Raw genomic sequence first — 25,615 nt, forward strand, 5'->3', positions numbered from 1 at the left:
CACCGCAATTTGCGCTATCAGACGTGTTTAGGTCGAATAAGGTCAGCAAAACACGTCCTGCGTAAATTGGGTCGTCTGCACTGATTATCACCGGACACTTACCCCGTCCGTTGTGATTCGCAAGCGTCGGAATCCATACAGATAGTTTGTGTCCGGCCGCAGGAAACGGTAAATTTTGTTGTTTTGCTTTCCAGGCTCCGCTGGTCCGTCAGGTTGGCGTAAAACTTGCTGACAGTTCGGACACGAGTCGGAACATCACAATTTGACGTGTTCAAACAACACGGAAGGAATTGACGCCTGTGTCTGTGGTCAACTCAATGAATTTTGCTGAAATTCTCAGGGGCCGTGGCAATCTAACGCCGGAATCAGTGGACCAGCTTGAGAACGCTGTCGCAGGTCCGCAGATTTCTGACGTTCGCCAAGCCTTGACTGAAGTCAGCCGCGGAGTAGATCAGTCCGCGAGTGAAGATCTGCTGGCACGTCTGGGACTGGCTTCATTTTTGCTGGCACGCCACGAAGACGCGGACCATTTTCTGGGCGGCATTCAAAAGGACGGGCTGGCAATTTGCTACCATGCACACTCGCTGTCGTCGATGGAACGTCACGAGGACGCTGCACAACGATACGAAGACGCCGCAAAGGCGGGCTACGATCATATTGACGCCACGTTGCGCCAGGCCGGGTGCCTTCGAGCTCAGGGACGAATCGACGAAGCTGAGCAAATGCTGCGAAGTGTAGCAGCATCAGCCGCCAGTCGTGCGGAATATTCGTTTCAGATGGGTTGCATCTGGGCGGATCGCGGTGATGCTCTGACAGCTGTCGAATACTTCGAACGTGCAGTCGATATGGACGGACACCATGCGCGGGCCTTGTTCTGGCTGGCCGCTGAAAATTCGCTGCGAGGCAACGATGAAGAATCTATTAAGCTTTACGAGCGAAGTCTTTCCAGACCACCGTACTTCGTGGGTGCCCTGCTGAACCTGGGTCTGCTCTACGAGGATCACGAACGTTATCAGACAGCTGCGTTTTGTTTTCAGCGTGTACTGGAGTTTGATCCGACCAACGAACGGGCAATCCTGTACCTGAAGGACATCGAAGCCACGCACAATATGCACGTTAACGAAGAACAGGCTCGTCAGGAAGCTCGTATGAAGCAGCTTCTGGGTCGTCCTGTCACCGACTTCGAACTGTCGGTGCGAAGTCGTAACTGTCTGGGGGCGATGGACATCAATTCTCTGGGTGATCTGACAGAAATCAGCGAGCAGGAGCTACTCGCCGGGAAGAATTTCGGTGAAACCTCTTTAACCGAAATCCGCGAATTGCTGTCCGCTCACGGCCTGCACATCGGTCAGCATTTGCACAAGGTTCATTCACGCGAAACATTCACGGACCAGAATCTGACGCCGGAAGAACAGGCCATGATGAATCGGCCAATCAGCGATTTGAATCTGTCAGTCCGCTCGCGAAAATGCATGACAAGACTGGCCATTCAGACAATTGGTCAGATTCTTCAACGGACGCCGGACGAATTGCTGGCAAGCCGAAACTTCGGCGTTACCTCTTTGAACGAAATCCGCGCAAAACTGACTGAGATGGGGCTCAAACTGCGGAACGATTGATTCGGTCAGGCCGCGTTTGTTCGATTTGCCCGGGGCAGTAACGTTCCCGCGGGACTTTAACCCGGTGGTGTAATTGGTAGCACAACAGATTTTGATTCTGTTAGTTCAGGTTCAAGTCCTGGCCGGGTTAGTCTTCCACCTCCGTTTGATGCCTAAAAAATTCTGGCGAGCAGCGTTTTCCCAGGTTATCCGAGAAGTTCGCCCGCTCGTCTCTTCCTCGCTCTTCTCACCACTTCCCGCCGCTGCGGGGCCACTATGAGGGCCACTTTCAGAGTTGAATTGGTCGATGTCGTCATCTGCGGTATACCAGCTGAACTGAACAGAATACCGGTTGAATGGCCCTCGGCATGACAGGCCCTGAACCGGACCGTGGTCCAATCGCACTTCATCGAAAGACCAGTCAGTCGGCACTGTTGTTCGTAAACTCGACACTGGCGGACCGTATCGAAAGTCCGATCAGAGCATCGGCGGCGAGACAGAACACGGTGCTCAGTCGGTCATACAGGTAAACGATTCATTCCTTCGCGTTCGGTGAATTGCTGTTTCCTGGATCACGAAGTGTGAGCAGCCACGCTGTCAGGTCGGCCAGCTGTTCGGCACCGCTGAACTCGTAGCCCGACGGCATGACCGACTGTTTGAGTTTCCGGCGTTCCTCAATCAGACTGGCTCTGATCGTCACCTGAGTGCCGTCTGTGCGCAGGATCGTGATCTCAGAGTCGTTCTCCTGAATCACAGCACCTGTATATGTGATGCCGTCCGTGTCCACAAACACCTGCATTGTGTACCCCTCAGTGATGGCTGCACTCGGCTGAAGAATGGCCTGCACGATGTTTTCCGGTGTGAGCCGAATTCCCACGCCCGACAGATCCGGAGCTAATTCGCCACCTCTGCCGCGCACACGATGGCAGGCGGCACATCCGCCCCCGTGGATGGTATCGAAGAACATTTCCCGACCACGATCAGCCTGTGCCTGATCCAGTCTGTTCAGCACGTCCGTGACCGTTGATGCCTGCGGAACCGGTACGTCGATCGCCAGTCCAAAATGCGACGTCACCGCGAGCAGGTCTCGAAAGAGTCGCGCATTGGGAATCTCACACACTGCGTTCAGGACTTCAGTCAAACGTGTTTCCTGCCCAATAGTCGCGGGATCAAGTTTTCGGAGAAGTCGCAGGACGGTGCGACCGGTCACCGGCTGATCTCGGTCTTCCAGAACGGTCAGCAGAAATTCCAGAGCATCATGGCCAATGGACCACTCCTTCGGTAATGGCAGACCATTGATCGCCGTGAGGGCTCCGGGTACGTGTTCGTCATCGATATCAACATTCGCCAGCTGTTCAAAAAGGCGATTGGCAATCTCTGCTGAAAACCCGCCGACGGACGACAGAGTACGCGAAGTGGATCTCACACTGGATTCAGCCGATCTCAATTGCCGGACACGCCTTCGGTGCAGTCTTCTGATCCCCTCAACACCGGCACTCCGCAATGGCTCCGGTTCTCCGATCGCATCCCATATATCCGGAAACGCGTCCATCGTGGTTGCGGCAGAAGGCAGAATCAGAGCGCGTTCTTCACTGGTTGGCAAAGTCCGATAGAAGGTAAGTAACTGCTGTTGCTGTTCTCCCTCACTGACGGAGGCCCGTGAAATCATCTTCAGATACAGTCTGCGCAGGCTGGGTCGCGGCGTCTGGACTGCTCGACTGATCATCTGCTCAACAGGCATTGTCTGTTCCATCACAATCCGCAGGCGATCGTTGGTCAGTTTGGCCGGCGGAAGCGGATTCATTGCAAAGGTCAGGGCCCAACTCTGAACAGTCGGGTCACTTTCACGATCCAGCAGCTCCAGAACCTCCTGCTGCGTGACTTCATAGCCTTCCTGCAGTCCAAGCAGCGCTGCCAGCCGAACCCTTCCCTGGTTGTGATCCAGCAGAGCGCCGCGTATCTCCGGATCAGCCAGATCGCGCAACGCCTGCCATCCGGCATAAAACACCAGGCGTTCGTTTTCTTTGGCCAGTTGTTCCACAACGTTGTCGAACATCGAACTGAGCCGGGCCTGGTGAATGGCCTGGATGGATTCAAGGCGAATGCGTGGATCGCTGTCGCGCAACCCCTCCGAGGCTGCAGACTGGACTGCCTGATCGTTGCCGGTCCGCTGTGCCAGCCAGGCAAGAATTCTGATGGCCTGGATGCGAAGATTTCGCTTGCCCCGCGCTGAATGAAAACCAGTACCGGATTTAACCGACCGGGGGACGGCCCACTGTCTTATCGTCTCTGCCTGTTCGACAGCGGCATTGGCAATTCTGCCGAAAGCCCACATCGCCCAGGTCTGCTGACTCACTGAAAGTTTGTTGCCTGAGATTGCCTCAGCCAGTTCATCACGGATTGCCGGACCACGACGAACGAGTTCATCCTGAGCGTTGATACGACGGACGGGGAGTACGCCTGATTTGAAACTCGTGATTAACTGCGCAACCGTCTGCTGCGTCAGCGGCAGGACGGCAGACAAACTCAGCCGACTGTCCGGCGAATGAGTTACTCGAAAAACCCAACTGCCGTCGTCACCGGGTTCATAGTGATAATTCCCTCCCCAGCCGAGGGTATAAATTGCCCCGTCCGGGCCCACCGCCAAATCAGTGGGGCGATAGAGCATCCCCCCCTCCCGACGCTGAATGAACGGTTCAAGTGACCTGTCTGACGATGTCCGCAGCGCACCGTTCCAGTCCGGCCGGTAGACATAGGTGCCGAACATCCAGTCATTGAGGAAGAACACTCTGCGATATTCCGAAGGAAAGTTCTGATGATCGTACCACTCAAGTCCGGCCCACGACCCCGAGGTCAGCGGTCCACTGATCGGAACAGTGGGTAGATTCTCTTCACCGGTCCAGTGACTGCTGTAACGATGTCCCCAGCCGAAATGCGCGCCGTAAAACGGCATGATGATTCGGTCACCCTGCGTCTGATCATTGTCAGTGGCAAGCAGGTTAAAACCGCTGTCGATCGCAAGGTCCCACGGGTTACGCATCCCGCGTGATACGATTTCCAGGTCCGCACCCATCGGCTCGCATCGCAGAATTCCTCCTTCGCGGCCCCAGTCATCACGAAAGTCATGAAACGTCTTTTGATAGGTGTCTACTGTGTAGGTTTGCGGTTCAGGAATATCGGGTGCACCCGCGGGATGCACAACATCCCACAATTCCCGAAACGCCCTGGGAGCAACTCGTCCGTACTTTTCGGGATCATTGTGTCCTTTTGAATTCCCCTTGGACATATAGAGCCGTCCGTCAGGTCCCCAGACCAGCCCGTGCAGTGCGTGCTCGTGATTTCCCAGGTCGGTATAGACGACAATGTACTCATCAGCTTCGTCATCACCATCAAGATCACGGACCACGGTGAGCTCAGGTGAGTTAGCTACGTACAGGTCACGTCCCCTCCAGGCCAGCCCCTGAATACTGTTGAATCCTTTAGCAAACACCTGGCGGCGATCAGCAACACCGTCTGCATCGGTGTCCAGCAGCAGCACCACACTGTCGGATTCCTCAATCGCTGTGCTGAGGTGATACTGAGGCCCCTGTCCCACCATCATCCGTCCGTTTGCATCGAAACACAGTGCCGCAGGTTTGTAGATCAAAGGCTCCGAGGCGAAGACGGAAATCTCAAACCCATCAGGTACTTTTGGCAGTGACTCAGCTGACGGAAGGACGGTGCCGGTCTGGGCCATAACCATTGTGGCGGCTGCCCCGAATCGGAAAACACAGATCACCGCGAGGGAGGAACATAACAATTTCATGGTAATTCTTTTTGTAGCCGGTATCAGAAGTCACCTGATCGCTTTGCCTTCTGCATCAGATTCAAGCACTATATGAATTAGAATACCGGATTGGATCAGAGTTTTGGCGTTTGGGCAGGCTCACGACTGTCGGAAATGTCAATAGTCATCAGCTCGGTATCAGCCTCGTCCCTCTGCAAAACGAATGGTCAGAAGTGTGGTCGCGACTGCGTGCGGTCACGAAAACCTGAAAAACACCCGGACTGTAATCTTCCTGATTCTGCTTCCGGCAGTCTCATCATGAATTGTTTTGACCTCGAACGTGACATACGGAATGCACAGATGATCAAAAGTTTTGGAACCGTCACTACGACAGTCTGTCTGGCCGTCAGCCTCCTGCCGGCTGTGGCCGCTCAACCGCTTCAGATTGACTCGCCCATGGATCCGCCCGACTGGGCATTTGCCCAGTGGGCTCTGCTCGATTCGAACGTCGAAGCCGCATCCCTGGCCTCCGACCGCTACGTAGACAGCCGTGGCTGGTGCCGTATCACTCCAAACTGGGGTGCGGCCGATGGCGCGGATGACGTGACTGAAACGTACCGAGACCTGCCGATGATCTATATGCTCGGCGGATCACCAAAAATCCTGGCCCTGCATAACAAAATCTACGAAGGGCATCTCGACCAGTACACGGAAGCCCGTGAACCTCTTGTTGCCGCGGCAAAGGACGGAATGATGTATCGCGAATTCTGTCCTCAGCTCGACTGGGAACACACGGGTGAAGCAATGGTCCCCTGGTACTGGCACGGATTAGCAAGTCCGCGTGACCCGCGGTATCTGCGTCGCGCTCGTCGGTATGCCGGATTCTACATGGACGAGGATCCTGAAGCCCGGAACTACGACCCCGAACAAAAGCTCATCCGCAGTCTGTTCAACGGAAGTCGCGGACCGTTGATGACGATCGCAAAGGAGTATGAGTGGGGCGGTCATCCGCGGCCGCGTCACGATCCGCGGCCCGGACAGTTGCCACGTACCGAACGCTGGACGCGTCTGGGTTACACCGTCAGTCTGCGCGGTGATCACCCGCAAAATCTGTTGACAACGAATCTAGCGATGACGGCTTACATGCTGACAGGTGAGACAAAATATCGTGACTGGATTCTGGAGTATGCCGACGCCTGGGTAGAACGCGCAGAAAAGAATGGTGGAAACCTTCCCAGTAACATTGGTCTGGACGGCTCAATCGGCGGTGAGTGGGACGGCAAGTGGTGGGGCGGCGTCTACGGCTGGAATTTCCGGCCGAAGTCCGACGACGGCACGGAAAACCCGGGAAACAACTACGTGATGCGCGGGGCACGTATCGGATTCGGGATTGCCTTCCTGCTGACCGGCAACCACAAATACATCAACACACTGCGAAAGCAGATCGATAACATGTATGACCAAAAAAAAGTCATCGATGGCAGAGTCATGGTCCCGCACAAGTACGGTGAAAACGGGTGGTACGCATATATCGACAACAGTGTTCCCGCCGGGGGAAACGTCAATTTCTGGTCAATACCGGAATTGACCGACATTTATACCTGGACACTGGATGATTCGGATCTGCCGCGTATCGCAGAAGAACCCTGGGTTCAGTATTCCCGCGGTCAGGCGCCCGATTTTCCGATGCAGGCAATCGCTGCCGACTTCGCTGCAGTTCGAAGTCAGGTACAAAAAGTACGAGAGGATACCCGTACAACAGATACCCGCGGTTCATCGGACATGCCGGTCGTGACATCGGTCACCAGTCTGATCAATCTGATGCTGGGTGCCAACGACCCGGGCAGCGGCGGCAACGTGCTCCATGCTCAGGTACGCTACTTTGATGCCGAAGCAAGGCGGCCGGGTCTGCCCCGGGGAGTCGGTGCTCTGGTCGAACGAATCGGTCCGGAAGGAATTACGCTCGTACTGGTCAACACCAACCCGGTCGCGGACCGCAGGCTGGTTGTGCAGAGTGGTGCCTATGCGGAGCATGAATTTGTCAACGTTTCCCTGAACGGTAACGCTGTCGATGTTGGCGACTCTCAGTTCACGGTGCATCTGGGTGCCGGTGCCGGTGCCCGACTTTCAATTCAGATGAATCGTTATGTGAATCCGCCGACGTTTACCTGGCCGTGGAATCGCTAAGCAGAACCGGGAAACAATGCCATGGTCAATGCGAATGAACCTCTGTGTACAGGAATCACGGCCCCCAGCGTCTGGACTGCAGCATGAATTCCCATTTAACGATTGATCAGCTGAACAATGGCCTTTCTGAAATCCGGCGGTCGCCGGCAAATCATGGTGTTCTGCAGGCAATCGTAATTCGACCGGCGTCTGACGATCGCACGTCATTGACCGAATGCGAGATCAGCCCGGAACTCGGAGTACACGGGGACAACTGGGCTGAAGGATGCTGGATGTCGTTACCCGACGGCCGACCACATCCCGATGTTCAGGTTGCGATCATGAACTCGCGAGCCATCGAGCTGATCGCTCAGGGCCGGGAACACTGGCCGCTGGCCGGAGACAATCTGTACGTCGATCTGGATCTGGGTCGGGGCAACCTGCGGCCCGGCCAGCAACTTTCAGTGGGGTCGGCGGTCCTCGAAGTCACCGAAGTCCCTCACAATGGATGCCGGAAATTCTCTCAGCGATTTGGAGATGATGCTGTCAGTTTCGTGAATTCTGAACCAGGCAAAGAACAGAGACTCCGCGGGGTTTACGCGAGAGTGTTGCAGGCAGGTACGGTCCAGGTTGGAAACGTGATCCGAAAAATGGTTTCAGTGTGAGAGTCGTCACCTGTTAGAGACAGTTCAATTAACGAATCAAACATTGCGGCAATTCAGCGACAGACAGGACCAGGAAGTGGCAGAAAATCCACAGAGAATACTAATCACCGGCGGATACGGATGTATTGGCTCTGAAACAACTAAATGGCTGATCAGGAATACCACGGCCACAGTCGTCGTGTGCAGTCGCAAAGTCAGCGAAGTTCGCACTGAACGTGTCTTTCACGACGTGGACCGCTCAAGACTTTCCATTGTTGAAGTTGATGTGACCGACCAGGATCGTCTGGCACACGTGCTCAACGACCACGCAATCAGCCGTGTCGTGCACCTGGCGGCTCTGCAGACTCCGGACTGCGATGCGCACCGCGACCTTGGACTTCAGATCAATTTGGGCGGTACACAAAATCTGATTGAAGCCATGAAGGCCAGCGAACTGGTGTTCGAACGTTATATTTTTGCCAGCTCGATTGCGGTCTACGGACCGCGTGCCGCCTATCCGTCAGGGTGCGTGCCGATGCTCGCTGAACCGATGCCGGTTAATGTCTACGGGGCCTGGAAGCTGGCAGGTGAACAGATCTCACGATACTTTTGGGAAGACACGCACGTCCCAACTCTTTGTTTAAGACCCGGTGTACTGTTTGGCCCTGGGCGTGACGCGGGACTTACCGCCAGTCCTACCACGGCATTGAAGTGCGTGGCACTCGGACTGCCGTTTGAAATCCCGTTTTATTCACCACAGGACTATCTTTATGCTCCGGATGTCGGTGCTGCCTTTGGGAGTGCCGTCACTCAACCGTTCGACGGCTATGGTGTGTTCACCCTGCCAGGCCGGACACTTGAGACGCGGGAGATTGTCACGACGATGCGTCAGGCTGCAATCGACCTCGGAATGTCACAGAATTTCGGGATTACGATCGGTCAGAACGAAGTCCCGTTTATTTGTGATCTTGAGGACGAACTGTTTCAGGTAACATTTTCGGGTGTACGTCGTACACCGCTGGATCAGGCAATTCACGAGTCTCTGCAGGTATTCACGGATCAGGTACGCCGCGGCTGGCTGACCCGACAGAACCTTCCGAAATAGCGGCTGAGCTTCAATCACCGAATTGCACCGTAAACCGGCCAGCGCAGCACAACAGCTTGTGCGGCCCGTCAGCCGTAAAGTGCTTCCGGATGACCTGAACAGACAGGTGCCCTCGATTGTCGGAACAGACGCAAGTCCGCAGACTGCACGCTCAACATTGTTGTCGAATTCAAAGGAATATGAATCTGATGGATGACAGGTTGGAACGAAATACTGCCGGGATCCCGGTCCGGGAACTCGGCAGCACTGGATTGAAGGTGTCCGTCATTGGTTTTGGAGGCGGCCATTTCTGTCGGACCCATATTGATGAAGCGACTTCAGTGCGTCTGGTTCGCACCGCGATTGACAGGGGAGTGACATTTATCGACACCGCTTGGGAGTACCACGGCGGAGAATCCGAACGGAGAATCGGCAAGGCATTGCAGGGGTACCGTGACAACGTTGTCCTGATGACGAAAGTCTGTGGACGCAGCCGCGCTGCAGCCGAAGAAAACCTGCATGAAAGTCTTCGACGATTAAAAACAGACGTCATCGACGTGTGGCAGTTCCATGAAATGAACTATGACAATGATCCCGAATGGATCTGCGGTCGTGATGGCGCACTGGAAGCCGCGATAGCTGCTCGCAAAGCCGGTAAGGTGCGGTTCATCGGGTTCACCGGGCACAAGAGTCCGCATATCCTGCTAAACATGCTGAAACAGAATTTCGAGTGGGATACCTGTCAAATGCCGGTGAACGTCATGGACGCCCACTACCGCAGCTTTCAGCACGAAGTGCTTCCTGAACTGAATCGTCGAGGTATTGGATGTATCGGAATGAAAAGCCTTGGCGGCGATGGCCAGATGATTTCAGCAGGTCTCACACCGCAGCAGGCACGCGGTTATGCCCTGTCACTACCGATCAGCACACTGGTTTGCGGGATCGAATCGATCGACAACCTGCAACAGGACCTGCACATTGCCCAAAATTTGATACCGATGTCGCAAGAAGAAATGACCGTGATACGAGATCAGTTCAAAGATCAGGCAACAGACGGGCGACACGAACTGTTTAAGAGTACCCAATACTACGATTCATTAACGCACCGGGAGCAGCATGGTTTTCCGCCGGTGAGTACCGTGGGACCTGATTGAATTTTCGGAATCCTGCCCGATGATTGATCCCACCGACCGGTTTCGTTCCATGGATGTCAACATTGTGGATTGAATCACCGTCAGGTATTGGTAATCTGACTGTCAGATGTGGCGGGCCGGACCGATGGAAACGAATACGTGAGAGCAAATCCATGTCGGAACGCCTTGTCATCCGCTGTCCTGGCTGTGACCGTAAACTCGGACTCAAACAAAGAATGCTGGGGCAGCAGATCAAGTGTCCGGAGTGTGGAACCGCACTCAAAGCCAGAACATCGAAAACACAAACTTCAAATTCCGGTGATTTAGAACAGCAGCACACCCGTCGATCCGAGTCATCCGGTCGGTCTGCAGATGAGGAGAAATCGTCTCCACAGAAACGACGATCCAAACGTTCGTCGTCAACGTCGCTGTCAGGCAGTAATCCATCGAAGCAGGCAGATTCTTCCTCCCGGCAAAAGGTAAAACCTGCACCGGCCCCGATTGAAGAGGAATTCGCTGATGACGAGTGGTATAAACTCGATGACAACTACAGCGACTACGATGACTACAGCGATGACTTCCCGAATGAACTGTATGCTAACGACGCTGAGGAAAGCTGGCTGGACAACGACTACGGAGCAGATTGGAATTCTCCGGAGAGAGAGCCGACCGCAAACAAAAAACAAACGACGGAAGATCAGTCAGGCAACTCCTCCAGGAAGAGAAAACGCAAGTCAAAACGGCCTCGGTCGCGTCGAGGGCCGAAAAGCGTATTTGTATGGACTGGTGCCGGACTGTTTGCCGGAGCAATATCAGTCGCACTCACGGCAGCCATGGGATTTACGGGCATAGGATTCCTCATCTACGGTTCCTCTATCGTTGCGGCAGGCCTGATCGGTGGTGCTATTCGCGGAACGTCAGGAACCACATATGGCTGGGGACCGGGACTCGTCGCGGTTGCCATTGCTGTTCCGGCAATATTCCTCGGACGTGTTGGAGCCTATTTTGTGGATCCGGAACTTTCCAAATGGTTCGAAGAGGAGACCCCGGAACAGACGCTTCAAAACATCGATCGCGATACCTCTGACGATGGTATGATCGCAAATTTAATCCATCAGGAAGTTTCCGAGGACCTGGACTGGCTGAGAAACGAGGCTCTCACTCAGGTAACCATCTATTCAGAAGCCTACAAAGAAGCATGGACCAGCGACGATTTCGATGAAATGCCCGTCCCGTATCGTGAGCAGTTCAAAGAACCTGTTTGGGCAGAAGGTGAACGTCGATGGAATAAAATCCCGTCCGAAACTCGTACAGAACAGAAAGAATCGAGACGTCTTCAATTAATGCTGGACTATGACGTCATGGACCAGCAGTCCATGGATAATCTGCTGGTAAGGCGGACATCCGATGACGCAATGATTGAACGAATATCAGATGACGTGATTGACGATTCCGCGTGGGTCGCTGAATCCGGAGTGGCCTACGCCGTTATTGAGCGGCATCACGATCTGAACTTCAGCAGAACCACACCGGAAGCAAGAGTCCACCCGCTCGTCTGGGAGGAATCATCCAGACGCTGGTCAGAGTTGAATGAAGAGAGCAGAAAAAAAATTAAGAATGAGGTTGAGCTGGAACTCTATACAGACATTGAAATTGCAGCAGACGTGAAAGCAGCCTCTGGTACTTTCCGCATTGGCGCGGCGATTATCTTTGCCATTGTCAGCCTGGTCATGCCCATCATGCCAATCCTGTTTACGATTAGTGCGGTCGCCCTGGCCTTCTCCACTGGTTCGGGAATGGAGACCGGCTAGTCTACAATTTTTGCTGCGGAGCTTTTCAGTACGACGCCCGGATATGGTAATTTAGCTTTGGAATGACAGCGGTGTGGTTGTCGTGGCAGAGTTGATACAGTTCTGCAGTCTCGGCACCACAGCCGAAGAGATTGCAGAGATCAACAGTCGCGTCAATGCGTTGGTGACATTTCTGAACTGGCGACAATGAACTGCCCTGGCCGAATGTCTGCAACAATGTGTCTTCCCCCGGTCACATCCGTTTCCTGTCGTTTAAATCGTCCGCGGCTGTCACCTGTATTCTGACCAGTCAGTCCCAAACGCACGGAGCGCTTCGTGGCATCAATTCTGATTGCGGAAGATAGTGCGACGCAGGCGACACAAATCCGGTTGCTGCTGGAGCGTGACGGTCACTCTGTATTAATCGCGACTGACGGCAAACAGGCAACAGCGATACTTGCAGAGACTCTGCCGGACATCATCATCACCGATCTGAATATGCCGGAGATGGATGGTCTGGAACTTGTTGAGTTCGTTCGAACACACCATTCAGAGATCCCGATTGTATTGTTGACTGCCAACGGTACCGAAGACACCGCAGTCCAGGCACTCAGAAAGGGAGCGACCAGCTATCTCCCGAAACGCGAACTGTCCCGGTCACTGGTCAGTTCCGTATCTGAAATCATGGAACGGATCGAAGCGAGGCGCAGTCGCAGCAAAGTCATGGATGCATTAATCACAGCAGAGTCGACCTATGTCGTTCCCAATGATCATCGTTTCGCCGGTCAGGTGATCGCGCAGCTTGAAGAGCAGTTACGTACAATGAACTACAGCGATGCCACCGGTATGGTACGAATCAGCGTGGCGTTGCGGGAGGCCGTTACCAATGCGATCGACCATGGAAACCTGGAACTGGATTCTGAACTTCGTGAAGATGACGAGTCGGCATATACAAAACTGGGACAGCAGCGTGCGAGGCAGGAACCATGGATGGATCGACGGGTCACGGTAACGTCACGCGTGACACCAAACCAAGTATGTTACACCGTCAGTGATCAGGGGCCAGGATTCGACCCGTCGTCGCTGCCCGACCCGCTGGATCCGGAAAATCTTTTGCGGACTCACGGCCGTGGCCTGATGCTGATTCGCAATTTCATGGACGAGGTCATACACAACGACGCGGGGAATCAAATTACGATGATCAAGCATCGTGTATCTCTCAGGGAATGCGGTGTCTCCGAGTCTGACTCGTCGTGACCGCTGAATGTGCCGCCATTTCGCGGTACTCTTCAGGCCACTGAACAATTCATGGAGCATCGGGCAGTCCGGAACCGCATCCGCCCTGAGCAGTTGATCTGGACCGGCAGCAACATCCGTCAATTATTCCTGTAAACATCTGTCCCTCCCGCTAAGGCTCTGATCCATGACTGATTCCAAACCGCTCGACGGAAAATCTTTTCTGTGTTTTGTCGGTGATGCCTATGAAGATCTGGAACTGTGGTACCCGAAGCTGCGTCTGATCGAGGCCGGGGCTTCATTTGTAACGATCGGACAGGAGGCCGGAATCTGCTATCGGGGAAAAAATGGTTATCCCTGTACCTCAGACGCCGCCATTTCGGGAACCTGCACAGACAATTTTGACGGCCTGATTTGTGCCGGCGGCTGGATGCCGGACAAACTCCGCCGCGATCCCGAAGTCCTGAGAATCACTCGCGAGTTTGCAGCAGGCGGCAAACCGGTTGCCGCCATTTGCCACGGCGGCTGGATTCCGATATCAGCAAAAATTTACGAGGGCGTTCGAGTGACAGGTTCACCTGGGATCAAAGATGATTTGATCAACGCCGGAGCGGTCTTTGAAGACGCCGCCGTCATCGTCGATCGGCATTTTGTTTCCAGTCGCAAACCGGATGATCTTCCCGATTTCTGTCGCGAAATCATTCGCCTGTTTTAGAGCAGCGATCGCGTCAGATCACCGTTGTCAGCTTCATCAAAACACAATCACACTCTTTGCACGTGCAACTGACGACACATCGAGTCTTGCCACCTTGTATTCAAAGAGGAATCTGCTCAACCGCGGCGGGCGGCACAGATTCGATTCCCGATGTTACCTGCGGATTCGTTTCGACGGTAACCTGCAGAATGATGGCTCCGCAATTCTCAGTTTCACAGGATTCAACATGACACTGAACGAACTTCAGGAACTCATTGATCGCATGTACTCCCGAAAAGACGAGGCCCGCGGAGTTGAAGGCACCTTCATGTGGCTGATGGAAGAGATTGGTGAACTGGCTGCGGCGCTGAGAGAATCGCCAAAAGAAGAAGTCGCCAAAGAGTTCGCGGATGTTCTGGCATGGCTGGCAACAATCGCCAACGTGGCCGGCATCAATCTGTCTGAAGCCGTTGAGCTGAAGTATGGGAGCGGATGTCCAGGCTGTGGTCTGATGGTGTGCGAATGTTGCGACCAGGAAAAGCCTTAGAAGTCTGTGACACATACAGGAACGGAAAACACGGCAATCAGCAACATTCGTACATGCCGCCCCGGTGTCCATTCCTTAACAGGGAACCTGTCCGGGCCAGATCGCCACAAACGAAAACCGCAGTCCGATTACGGCAGAATCACATTGTGACTGTTGGCCGCAAATGCGCCCTGCGGCAGCCCACTGACTTCGTCATCAAAATGTCACTCGATATGATCTCATGCTCATCCTCAACAGATGTCATGAACACGGAATGAACATGGCCAGACGAACGACTGCAACAAACAAAGACGTCACCGAAAAACGCCGGGCGCAAGTACGCAAAGTTATTCGCCGACTGAAGAAAGAATTTCCGGAAGCAGAATGCGCTCTACAGCATGAATCAGCATTTCAGCTGCTGGTGGCCACGATTCTGTCGGCGCAGTGCACCGACGTACGAGTCAACATGGCGACACCGGAGCTGTTTCGAAAGTATCCGGATGCGGTTCGCCTGGCCCGGGCTTCTCAGCCCGCTGTTGAAAAAATCGTAAAACCACTGGGGTTCTTTCGTAACAAGGCAGGAAATATCCGATTAATGGCCAAATCGCTGGTAGACAACTTCGGCGGGAATGTCCCGCAGGATATTGAGGATCTGGTTGCCCTGCCCGGCGTCGGACGTAAGACAGCCAGTGTTGTTTTGGGAACCTGGTACGGAATTCCGTCGGGTGTGGTGGTGGACACACACGTCAAACGTATTTCCGCTCTTCTGGGACTGACCAAGTCAAACAATCCCGACATCATCGAACGAAATCTGATGGAAGTGATTCCAAAGAAAGAATGGATTGAATATTCGCACCGCATCATTCTTCATGGTCGAAAGACGTGTATCGCCCGTCGACCTCGCTGCAGCGAATGCGTTCTGCTGTCTGTGTGTCCGCGAGTCGGTCTGTCCGAAGATCTCTGATCAGGATTAACCTGCGGAAACTGCTGTTCCGGCGAACGTACGGTCTCCGGAAGCTTATCGTATTCAACGTTCACCTTGCCCCGAATCTTCGGGCGTCGGTAAACTCCCGGGGGGGAAACGCCCAGATCAACAGACCAAGAGAATCGTGGCCGACAACAGGTGCTGCAGTGTTCGTTCGACATATGGTGATACTGATCCTGTTTTGTGCTGGTCTGACGGCAGGCCACGCGCAGTCGGCGTCCGGATCAGACCGGCGGCACCGAAACATTCTGGAGAAGCGATCAACTGTCTTCGAGAACCTGCAGTTCGAGCTGCATCAGCTCAGGGACAAGTGTCATGAGAATGGTCTGATTCAGGCAGAAACGGAACTCACTCAACTGCTGCAGGAACTCACCCCGGACGCTCTCGAATCGCGTGCGCCTCAGGCGGTGTCCGCGCCGGTGAGTTTGGCGGTTCCGGAAACAGAACGACAGTGGCGACAACAAACGCTGAACTTGCGGAAAGGACGAGCCAAAGAGCTTTATACCCTGGCGCGCAAGTCACTGCGGGCCGGTCTGCCGTCAATCGCCTATATGCTCATTCACGACGTGCTGCGGCTCGACCCGGATCATGTCAACGCACGAGCCATATTCGGCCAGCAGAAATTCATTGACCCTTTTTACACAGACGACGACTTCTATGCGGGAGAGTGGGTCTCTGTCTGGGAAGCAAAGATGCGAGGTGGCCGGACGCCTCATATTCCGGACGATCGATTCGGCTGGATTCCCCGGGAACACCTGCGGCGTTACGAAGAGGGCATGCGTCCGTGGAAAGGCAGCTGGCATTCAAAACAGAAGGACGAACTGATCCGCAGTGACTTCCGCAATGCATGGGAAATTGAATCCGAGCACTTTCATGTGCGTACCAATGTCAGCCTCGAAGAAGGAGTGCTTTTGTCACGGCGACTGGAAACTTTCCATGAATGGCTGCGACAGAACTTTGCAGCATTCTTCGACACACCCGCAGATCTGCGGTCCCGATTCGAAAAAGCCCACGTTCGCCGACGCAGAAATGCAGCATCGGGAAAACCGATGGAAGTCTGGTACTACCGGTCCAAAGATGAATACCGCCGAATGGTACGCAACAAAATCCCCCCAGAAATCGAAACTAACGGATTGTACTGGCAGCCGGACAGTCGTTGTTATTTCTTTAAAAACACTGAACACGATCGTCTGGACACGCTGTTCCACGAAGCTACACATCAGATTCTTGACATTCCCACCCGGAAAGCCCGTCTCACCGCAGCACGATCACTTGCGTCAAAAACCCGGCGACGCCGTCAGGAGTGGGTTCTGGGAGGTCGGTCGGGGTTCTGGCTCATTGAGGGACTCGCCTGCTATTTTGAATCGTTTGAAGTCACTGATGAAGGTACGGTTTCTGTCGGGAGACCGGATCACATTCGAGTGTTCGCGGCGCAGCACCGACTGCTTCGGGACAATTTTTATGTACCACTGGATACGTTTTGCCGTTTGGGCAAGGACCAGTTTCAGCAACATCGGAATGTCCCGCAGTTGTACTCACAGGCGTCCGGAGTCACACATTTCCTCATGCACTACGACGACGGTCGGTACCGCGACGACCTCGTTCGCCTCCTGGCTGGGCTGTATCGACCGGACGCGCGAAATCCGCTGAAGCAGGCCAACCTGTCTCAAATCACGGGAGTCACGTTCAGCAGACTGGATCAGTTGTACCGGGACCACCTACATAATCTGGCCCGACAGCTATCTAAAACTGCAAACAGGCCTAATGGAAACAGTTCCGCCGCACAGGGACATTCACCGTGATCAGTCGCGGATCAGCAAACGGACTGTTTGCCGAACATGACTCAACCGACACAGTACAGTTCCCACAGTGTACATCGATCTCGGGGAAGACGACAGAACACAATCCGCATGATCACTCCCCGTCATACGTCCATCAATCGTTCGGTGGAGTCACCAAACCGATCCAGATGGATGCCGTATCTGTCGAGCATCGAAAGGTAGAGATTACACATCTGTCTGTCCGGCCTGCCCAGATAATCAAGAACCCGACCGCCCTGAAGCTGCCCGCCGGCGCCCCCCAGCAGCACGACAGGCAGTTGCGTGGCATCATGACCTCCGGTCATCATGCTGGAACAGTACATCAACATGGAATTGTCCAGCGCGGTACGCTCACCTTCCTGAATGGCATCCAGCCTTTCTGCGATATAGCCAAACTGTTCCAGCATGAACTGATTGACTTTCAGCCATTTAGCATTGTTACGATGCGAGAGTTCATGGTGTCCGATTTCGACCCCCAGGTGCGGAAACTGAAGAGCACTGTGATCGTTGTTAAGTTTCAGTGTACAAACGCGAGTCGTGTCGGTTTGAAACGCCAGGACCAGAATGTCACACATCAGGCGCATGTGCTCCACAATTGTCTGTGGAATTCCTTCCGGAGGTCTCGGCATGTTGGGTTTATCGAGCGTCGGCCGCCACCCCTGCAACTCACCTCTGCGACCGGCCTGTTCAATACGCTTTTCCACTTCACGCACTGAGTTAAGGTACTCGTCGAGTTTACGCCGGTCGATGGAACTGATTTGCTGACGAAACCCTTTCGCTTCGGTGAGTACCGCATCGAGCACGCTCCTTTGCCCGCGCTGCACCTCATCCTTGAACAACTGATCGAATGCGAGTGCCGGATAGATTTCCAGAGGAGTCGGAGCGGTTGGAGAGCTCCAGGAAATATGAGAGCTGTAGATCATTGAATAGTCTTTGTGGATCCCCGGATTTGATCTTTCGCATCCAAGAACCAGACTTGGCACCTTAGTTGAGTGTCCGTAACGCTGAGCAATCAGCTGATCGAAGCTGGTGCCCGAACGAATCTCCCCGCCCGACGAAAGCGGTGCCCCGGAAAGCAGATTGCCGGTTTGTGAACTGTGAATCCCCCCTTTCAGGGCTTCGGCATTGTACAGTCCCCGAATGAACAGCAGCTTTTCTCGAAAACCGTTCAGTGGTGTGAGTACCTGGCCAAGCTCCATCTGAGTTCCCTGGCCACTGGCTGTCCACTCATTCTTCGTAAACCCGTTGCCGGAAAACAGCACACCCAGACGAATCGGTGCCTGACTGGCGGAACCGGTGGCTTCGTCTCCCCACACCGAACGTGATTCCATCCACGGCAACGCCATGCTGACACCCGTTCCGCGCAGAAACGTTCGACGAGAGAAGCGATGTACCATGGGAATTACTCCAGTTGGCAACCCAGATTTGTGTGTGACAGGCCGGGCAAAGCCTGACCACATTCGGCTATCGATTATACGACATACCCCGAATTCTGCGAAATTGATCACTCAAAACGATCGTTTTCACAGCGACGGAGACTCGATAGTCGTTTTTCCGGAGCTTCCGCTGCATTTTTTCAAGTAACGGCTCGTCAGAAAGCTGCACTTCCCGACCGAGCGCATAGCCCAGAAACTTTCGACAGAACTGATAAACAAACGTGTTGCGACGCCGGTTAAGCAGATAATCCCGTAGTCCGGAAAGCCCCTGGATTGAAGTCCCGTCAGGCAGAGTGGTCCGGACATCGATCAATGCGTCAGTACCGCGTCGCCGACCGACGGTATCGAATTTCTCCAGGGCAAATCCGAACGGGTCGATACGAACATGACACTTGGCGCAGGCCGGATCACTACTGTGCTGCTCAATCAACTGACGCTCGGTCAAACCCTCCGGAACAGTCGCAGCAAGCTGCGGAACATTCTTTGGCGGACGTGGCAGTTTCTCACCGAGCAACACTTCACTGACCCAATTGCCGCGCAGAATCGGACTGGTGCGTGCCGCACCCGAATGCTTCGCGAGTGTCACTGCCATCCCCAGAATTCCGCCACGTCCGTACTTGTGCATCCCATCGACACGGCGCCACGCCGAACCTTCAACTTGCGGAATCCCGTAGAACCGGGCCAGCCGTTCGTTCACAAAAGTGTGATCTGCTTCGAGCAGACTTAACAGCGAACCGTCGTTTCGGAACAAATCGGTAAAAAACAGAATCGATTCTTCATGCAGATCCCCGCGAATATCGAGAAATTCGGGAAAATATTTCTCGCTTTTTCTGCCGAGCGATCCAAATTGATAGGTATCCATCCACTGACAGGCAAACTCCGTCGCCAGCCCCCTTACACGAGCATCCGAAAGCATGCGAGTCGTCTGCCGCAGCAATTCAGCGTGGGTCTTGCCGGAAGCTGAAGATGTGTCTGTATTACCCGGAGTATCGATAGTTTGAGGACTCCGGACTAGCTGTCCTTTTCTCGCCGCTTCCCGCAACTTCATATCGGGCATCGACGACCACAGGAAATAGCTGAGTCGGTTGGCGAGTTCCCATTCTGAGACTTCAGTGGTCCCTGAGCCCGCCGGTACGTTTTCGAACCGGTACAAAAACGGGGACGCAACGAACACCCGGGCCAGTGTCAGCCGAAACGCTTCGTCATGTGAAAGGTCCTGCCGGCGCAGCTGATGATACAGTTCACGCAGTCTGTCGACTTCCACGTCTGTCAACGGACGACGCCATGCGCGGCCGGCAAAGTCGATGAGCGCATCAATCTGGACTGACTCGTGACGGACCAGTGTCTGCCGGAACTCAGCAGCGCGTTTCACTAACGGCGCATGCATTGGTTTAAACAAATTGTATCGGGCCTTAAAGTCCGGAGCCTCGTTCCCGGCCAGCACTTCAAGAACCAATTCCATCGCATCCAGTCGCATCAGCGGACTGTGGCTGACATAGAGCAGTTCTTCCCACAGTCGATCAAGCCGGGCAATCTGTTCCTCATCGAGCATCAGCCGTACAAGGTGATTATCTTCGCGGTGAAACAGTGTCATCGTGAGAATTTCATCCACGGGCACAATCTGGGTATAACAAAGTGCTGCCGGGAACACGCTGCGGTAGTCGTCCATGGCTGTTTCAATCCGCCGACGGGCAGTACTGTTATCACTGACAAGAATTGCTCCGCTGAAGGAAACATTCCGGTCACGCCCTGCGACCAGAACACCCGTCTTTGTGAACTCTGTGTCAACTTCGCAGGTCACCAGTCCGGACCTGATTGATGGTGCATCTCCGACGGAATGCCTGAAAGGCAAAACCTGTACAGATCCTTCAAGTCCCGTTTCCTGCTCCAGTACGGCCGTCGTGACAAATTCGCGGCCGGTTGCCAACTCAACCGGAAGACGAAACCTGACCACCGACGGTGCCTGAACACAGATAGAGGCAGTATCGATCGCCCTTCCGTCGGGATGGCTGCCGAACATCCCGGGGTCGAGACCGGTCTGGGTCAGAGACTTCAGATAGATATCTGCCTGCCCTTGGACGACAAGTCTCGGCTGCTGAAATACAACGAAGTCGTGGTCATTCCCGTCTCCTGCATCGGTGACCACCAGTGAGATCACCAATTCTTCTTCATCCGGATTCGCAGGGTTCGACGTTTCCGATATCTCAAACGACAGACGTATATTCTGCTGTGTGACCAATGGATTGACAGGTTGCATCCATCGTGCCGGAGCCCCCTTCTTTCCATACAGCCCAACCGGACCAAACGTCCACAGTCCCTCCTGCCAACCGACGATCTCAGCGACAAGTGCTTCGGCATCCTCGGTCCCTGAACCACGCCAGTGAGAACGAAGTTTGTCCAGAATGAGTGAGGACTTCGATTCTGTCAGACTCGACCAGAGCGTGTTGAGATACCTGGCATTCAGACCGCGCCGTCCGGCGACCGTTGCGATACTCCGCTTCCCTGTCGTGATTGCTGTCCGCTCATCAAGCGTCGCCGCAAGATATTTCTCGAGTGGCGGGCTCCCCGCCTGTCCAAGACTGAAACGAAGATTACTCTGGAAGTCCCCAAGTTTCTCCGCGGAAACGAATTGGCTGTAAAACTCCCGAATCTGTGTCAGAATTTCGTTCCTCCAGTCGTCCCGACTTGAATGACGGGAGAACCGAAATCCGTCCGGGAGCAGCACGGCATGTGCAGCGATTTCTGTGCCGGCATCAAAATACTTCTGGAGCATCGCTGGGGACATCACCATCGCGATTCCCGTATTGGTAAACCCTTCGCCCGCCGCACTGTTGGTCGGAAAATCTCGGGCGGGATTTAAGTCGACGCCCGTCAGATCAAGAGTCGTGTACCTGTATTCCGCGTTCGTTAGCCGCCTCAGCACCACACGTCCCGGATCACCGGCACCGGCCCGTGCTTCGGTGCGAAGATAACCTTCAATCCAGCCTCGCAGCTTCATTTTTTCCTGAACGGAAGGCTGAGTGGAACCGTCGGGAGGCATCTCACCGTTATCGAGCATTTCCACAATCCGCAGCCACGTCTCGGGGGATCGCCGCACGTCCGTCAGCTTCCCGAACTGCTCCAGATCCAACTCCCCTTCGCGCTGTCTGGCAGAGTGACAGTCCAGACAGAATCGTTGCATCAGAGGGCGAACTTCACTTTGGTAGCGTTCAGCGAGCGACCTGAATGACAAACTCTCTTCGCCGGCGGCAAATGACGTTACCAGAAAAAGGCAAACCGCACTGTACCGCAGCACCATGTGGAAATGAGGTATGACTTTGCAGGGGAGACACATATTTACTTCCGGCAATCTGCAATGTATTTGTCGTGCACGTTTGCCTTACTCATTTATCGGGACCAAAAATGCTAACTGTCTGAATACACATGATCAACCGGTTTATCAGTTCCACACACTCAACATAGTAATTGAGTCAATCGCGAGTCGGTTCGGTGCCCGCTCGGTGAGTCCGGATACCTGTCCTCCTGCGACTTGCCGAAGATTCCTGTATAGACACTGAGGTCACAGCGAACAACGTGGGCAAAGAGACCAGCGATCTGTACGAATCGACAGGAAGACACAGAGGAACTCGTGAACCAAATGTTTTGGAATCGAGTTCAGTTTCTGAAACTTCAGTTTAAGCATAACGTTTGGACTCTTTCAGTCCGGACAAACTACTGACTGTCCGTTCCGCGAGAATCCTGCGTTTTCTGTGCAGTAATTCGGTCTTCGCTTTCCCGTTTCAAAGACCTGCTTCCGGCGTTCGCTGATCGGCCGCCCGGAAAAACAAAAGAGGTGTACAGGAGCTGATTCAGAAGTTGATGAGATTACGGTTGCTGAATTGAAAACCTGACCGGCATCCGTGAAAGACCGTGGGAAATTTCCCGTCGAGATGTGAGAATCCCCCCGGTCTCATCGTGTAAACTCAGAAAGACATAGAACTCCGCTCATCAGATTGATCATACTATCTGCTGCACCACGCTGATGTCTGTACCGTCTCGGCCGTTTCCCGTCAGCGATGATAAGGTGCTGCCAATATCCGAATGAAAAATCTGAAACACGGATTTCAGAAGAATCAGCAGCCGAGTGGTCTGTTGATGTTTGGGCGACATTCTGCCTGAGGTTCGAAAGCGATTCAATTTGATGTTTCCTCTGACTCAGGCTGCACGAATACCGGGTCGACCGGAGTATCTCTTATTGGCGTGTCTGATATTCCTGACACGGTCCGGTGTGACCTGTGGCAGTGATGTTCAGGTCAACGTAGGCATCAGCGATCACCAGCGCATGCAGCGAGGGAAATGGGGGCTGATGCAGGCAGCGTTTGCCAACTCATCAGACACCGACAGGGAAGTCCTGGTCGTTGTTGTTCCACCATCGAGCAGGGGACTGCAGTACGGTCGGCAGGTTGTGATTCCGGCAGGATGCCATCGTACCTGTCAGTGGCCCGTGTTAATGACGGATTCCGATGCACCAGTGTTTAATTTCGAGTATCTGGTGTTTGAAGACCCGGGTGGTTCAGGTGAAATTCAGCGAGTTTCCGACGAAGAAGTGGTCCGCAGTTTTACAGTGATCAATCCGGAATCCCGGAATGGGACCGCCGTCGGTTATCGCGGGCTGCTGACTTCTTTCAATGAAAGTCCGCGAGACCGTCACGGACTCGAGACCCTCGCAAATGTCCTGCGCAATGAAGCCGGTCAGGAAAGGATGGAACTCACCATCTCCGCGAAGGATCTGGACGGTTATCCCGAAGCTCTGGAAAGTCTCGATCAACTTCTGATCACATCACAGACTTTGCATGACTTTCCGGAGGCGTGTGACGCTGTTCGTGTGTGGGTTCAGCGCGGCGGTCGAATGTGGCTGTTTCTCGATCAAACCGGCATGAAGACTGCTCATGCACTGCTGGCGGACACGTTACCGCTGACACGAATTGATGAAACATCTACGAATGTTGTGAAGATGAAAATCAATAAGTCCGAGTCAAAACAACGATATCCGGAACGCGAACTCACTCGGGAATTTTCTGAGCCGGTCAGGCAGGTACGGGTCATTGCCGGCAGCGGTCGTACACTCTGGTCCGTCGGTGACTGGCCGGCCGTCATTGAAGTTCCGTTCGGAAACGGCACCGTCTTTGTGACCACCATTTCTCCCGAAGCATTTGTACAGATGGATGGCGACCAAAGGTCATTACCCTGTGCCCGTCAGATTGCGGATCGAATGTTTCGGGATTTGAAAAAGGATTCACCGGTCAGCGAACAGCGGCTGAGTTCGGCAGCAGCCGGATCGATCGGATATGAGGTTCCTTCTCGTGCATTCGCGGCCACCGTCATGCTGGGGTTTGTCGCGCTGCTGACTGTGGCCGGAACCGCAGCCATCTGGAAATCCCGACCGGCGTGGCTGTTGTGGGCAATCCCGCTTCTGGCACTGTTTTGTACTGTTCCGGCGGTCCGGGTTGGTGCTCGTTCGCGAAATGTCGCTCCGTCAACCGCAATTCAGCAGCTGTTCACATCTGTGGTTGAGGGCCAGACAACTCTGGCCGCCGACGGTGTCATGTCTGTCTATCATCCGACACCTTCTGCTGTTCATGCGAAGATGAAGGATTTCGCGCTGCTGGTACCGGAGCACACCAATTCTGAAAACTACTACCGACGTATGGTGTGGACAGATCGCGGCGAATCGGAATGGCGAAATCTGCGACAGGCCGTGGGCGTTCGCAATTACCACATCCGATCGATGAAACGACTGGATCAACCCCCCATGCTCAAAATGACGCTTGACCAGGACGGTCTTTCGGGACAGATTGATCATTCTGACGCCCTGAGTGCCTCTGACATGATCCTCGCCGGACTGTCGCCTGACCGAATGTCGGCTCACATGCAGGCCGACCGAAACTTTCGGGTGTCTCCCGGTAATGCACTCGCTGCCACCGAGTTTGTAACCGGGACCATCCTCACGGATACCCAGAAACGCCGTGCTTCGGTTTATAAGGATTTGTTTCGAACGGCGGACCGGACGACGTATCCGGATCGGCTGTCGCTGCTGTACTGGTCTGATCTTGTGAATCCTTCGATCAGACTGGGTGAAGAAGTAACGCGCCGGAACGGTTCTGTTCTGGTGGCCCTGCCGGTCGATCTTCAGCCACCGGCAGTCAACACAGATTTCACGATCCCGGCTGCGTTGCTGCCGTACCAAACAGTCTTTGACGATCAGGGAGGGTTAAGTCAGGCCTACAGCAACCCGCATCGGGAGTGGAGGCAAAGAGAAGTCGCCGGTGTTACGCTGCTTGAATTTAAAGTTCCGGAGGTCTGTCGGCCATTCCATGCAACAGGGGGTACGCTCGTCATTCGTCTGAATGCCGGTTCACGTTCGGTAATACTCAGCATGGGATCTCGTGATCATCCTGCACTCATCCGGACATTCAACAGTCCTGCCGGACTCTATCCACTGGCATTGTCACCGGATCACCTGAATTCAATTGTCAAAACCGGAAGCGTTTATCTTCGAATGGATGTCAGCGAAACGGACTCTTCTGATTCTTTTGAAAGTACACGGGACCGGGACGACTACTGGAAAGTTGATCGAATGATGCTGACTCTGAACGGCGTTCGAAAGGAATAATCCGTCCTGGCGGCCTCAGTCCGCCAGGCAACATTCACTTGAGAAGAAGTGAATTCCCCGGACAGCCCTGGACCGGATCTGCTGG

General features: G+C 54.1%; 15 protein-coding genes and 1 tRNA gene. 13 read left to right on the forward strand and 3 right to left on the reverse strand.

Going from position 1 to position 25,615, the window contains the following annotated elements; genetic code table 11:
- The first annotated feature begins 299 nt into the window (after window positions 1–299).
- Window positions 300–1,619, forward strand: coding sequence for a tetratricopeptide repeat protein (locus MK110_07150; protein ID MCH2211062.1), 1,320 nt, complete (start codon window positions 300–302; stop codon window positions 1,617–1,619).
- Window positions 1,620–1,677: 58 nt separating this feature from the next.
- Window positions 1,678–1,749, forward strand: a tRNA-Gln gene (locus MK110_07155).
- A 384-nt stretch (window positions 1,750–2,133) separates the two neighbouring features.
- Here MK110_07155 and MK110_07160 read toward each other — a convergent pair.
- Entirely contained in the window at window positions 2,134–5,403 is a 3,270-nt protein-coding gene (locus MK110_07160) for a c-type cytochrome (protein MCH2211063.1), read from the reverse strand.
- Window positions 5,404–5,724: 321 nt separating this feature from the next.
- Between MK110_07160 and MK110_07165 the strand changes: the two genes are divergently transcribed.
- From MK110_07165 to MK110_07210, 10 genes are all read left to right on the forward strand, one after another.
- Window positions 5,725–7,551, forward strand: a complete 1,827-nt coding sequence (locus tag MK110_07165) for a hypothetical protein (GenBank protein ID MCH2211064.1) — start codon at window positions 5,725–5,727, stop codon at window positions 7,549–7,551.
- Between the two features lie 83 nt (window positions 7,552–7,634).
- Window positions 7,635–8,195, forward strand: coding sequence for a hypothetical protein (locus MK110_07170; GenBank protein MCH2211065.1), 561 nt, complete (start codon window positions 7,635–7,637; stop codon window positions 8,193–8,195).
- 76 nt (window positions 8,196–8,271) lie between these two features.
- The gene (locus tag MK110_07175) at window positions 8,272–9,279 is read left to right on the forward strand and encodes an NAD-dependent epimerase/dehydratase family protein (GenBank protein ID MCH2211066.1); all 1,008 of its coding nucleotides are present in this window, start codon (window positions 8,272–8,274) and stop codon (window positions 9,277–9,279) included.
- Window positions 9,280–9,467: 188 nt separating this feature from the next.
- Window positions 9,468–10,412, forward strand: coding sequence for an aldo/keto reductase (locus MK110_07180; protein MCH2211067.1), 945 nt, complete (start codon window positions 9,468–9,470; stop codon window positions 10,410–10,412).
- 152 nt (window positions 10,413–10,564) lie between these two features.
- Window positions 10,565–12,202 carry a hypothetical protein gene (locus tag MK110_07185; GenBank protein MCH2211068.1) on the forward strand — a complete coding sequence of 546 codons (1,638 nt, stop codon included), beginning with the start codon at window positions 10,565–10,567 and terminating at the stop codon, window positions 12,200–12,202.
- A 315-nt stretch (window positions 12,203–12,517) separates the two neighbouring features.
- Window positions 12,518–13,438 (forward strand): response regulator, encoded by a 921-nt coding sequence (locus MK110_07190; protein ID MCH2211069.1) that lies wholly within the window; start codon window positions 12,518–12,520, stop codon window positions 13,436–13,438.
- A gap of 166 nt (window positions 13,439–13,604) precedes the next feature.
- Window positions 13,605–14,132 carry a type 1 glutamine amidotransferase gene (locus MK110_07195; protein MCH2211070.1) on the forward strand — a complete coding sequence of 176 codons (528 nt, stop codon included), beginning with the start codon at window positions 13,605–13,607 and terminating at the stop codon, window positions 14,130–14,132.
- A gap of 226 nt (window positions 14,133–14,358) precedes the next feature.
- Window positions 14,359–14,658, forward strand: coding sequence for a nucleotide pyrophosphohydrolase (locus MK110_07200; protein MCH2211071.1), 300 nt, complete (start codon window positions 14,359–14,361; stop codon window positions 14,656–14,658).
- Between the two features lie 259 nt (window positions 14,659–14,917).
- Window positions 14,918–15,601 carry an endonuclease III gene (nth, locus tag MK110_07205; GenBank protein MCH2211072.1) on the forward strand — a complete coding sequence of 228 codons (684 nt, stop codon included), beginning with the start codon at window positions 14,918–14,920 and terminating at the stop codon, window positions 15,599–15,601.
- A 167-nt stretch (window positions 15,602–15,768) separates the two neighbouring features.
- Window positions 15,769–17,424 (forward strand): hypothetical protein, encoded by a 1,656-nt coding sequence (locus MK110_07210; GenBank protein ID MCH2211073.1) that lies wholly within the window; start codon window positions 15,769–15,771, stop codon window positions 17,422–17,424.
- A 122-nt stretch (window positions 17,425–17,546) separates the two neighbouring features.
- Here MK110_07210 and MK110_07215 read toward each other — a convergent pair whose 3' ends face one another.
- Window positions 17,547–18,839: a DUF1552 domain-containing protein gene (locus MK110_07215; protein MCH2211074.1), complete on the reverse strand. Its 1,293-nt coding sequence runs from the start codon at window positions 18,837–18,839 to the stop codon at window positions 17,547–17,549.
- Between the two features lie 67 nt (window positions 18,840–18,906).
- Window positions 18,907–22,176, reverse strand: a complete 3,270-nt coding sequence (locus tag MK110_07220; protein ID MCH2211075.1) for a DUF1592 domain-containing protein — start codon at window positions 22,174–22,176, stop codon at window positions 18,907–18,909.
- 882 nt (window positions 22,177–23,058) lie between these two features.
- On the opposite strand from MK110_07220, the gene MK110_07225 reads away from it, so the two are divergent.
- On the forward strand, window positions 23,059–25,530 hold the full coding sequence (locus tag MK110_07225) for a hypothetical protein (protein MCH2211076.1): 2,472 nt from the start codon (window positions 23,059–23,061) through the stop codon (window positions 25,528–25,530).
- The last annotated feature ends 85 nt before the right edge of the window (window positions 25,531–25,615 follow it).

This window comes from Fuerstiella sp. (assembly GCA_022447225.1).
Classification (GTDB): domain Bacteria; phylum Planctomycetota; class Planctomycetia; order Planctomycetales; family Planctomycetaceae; genus S139-18.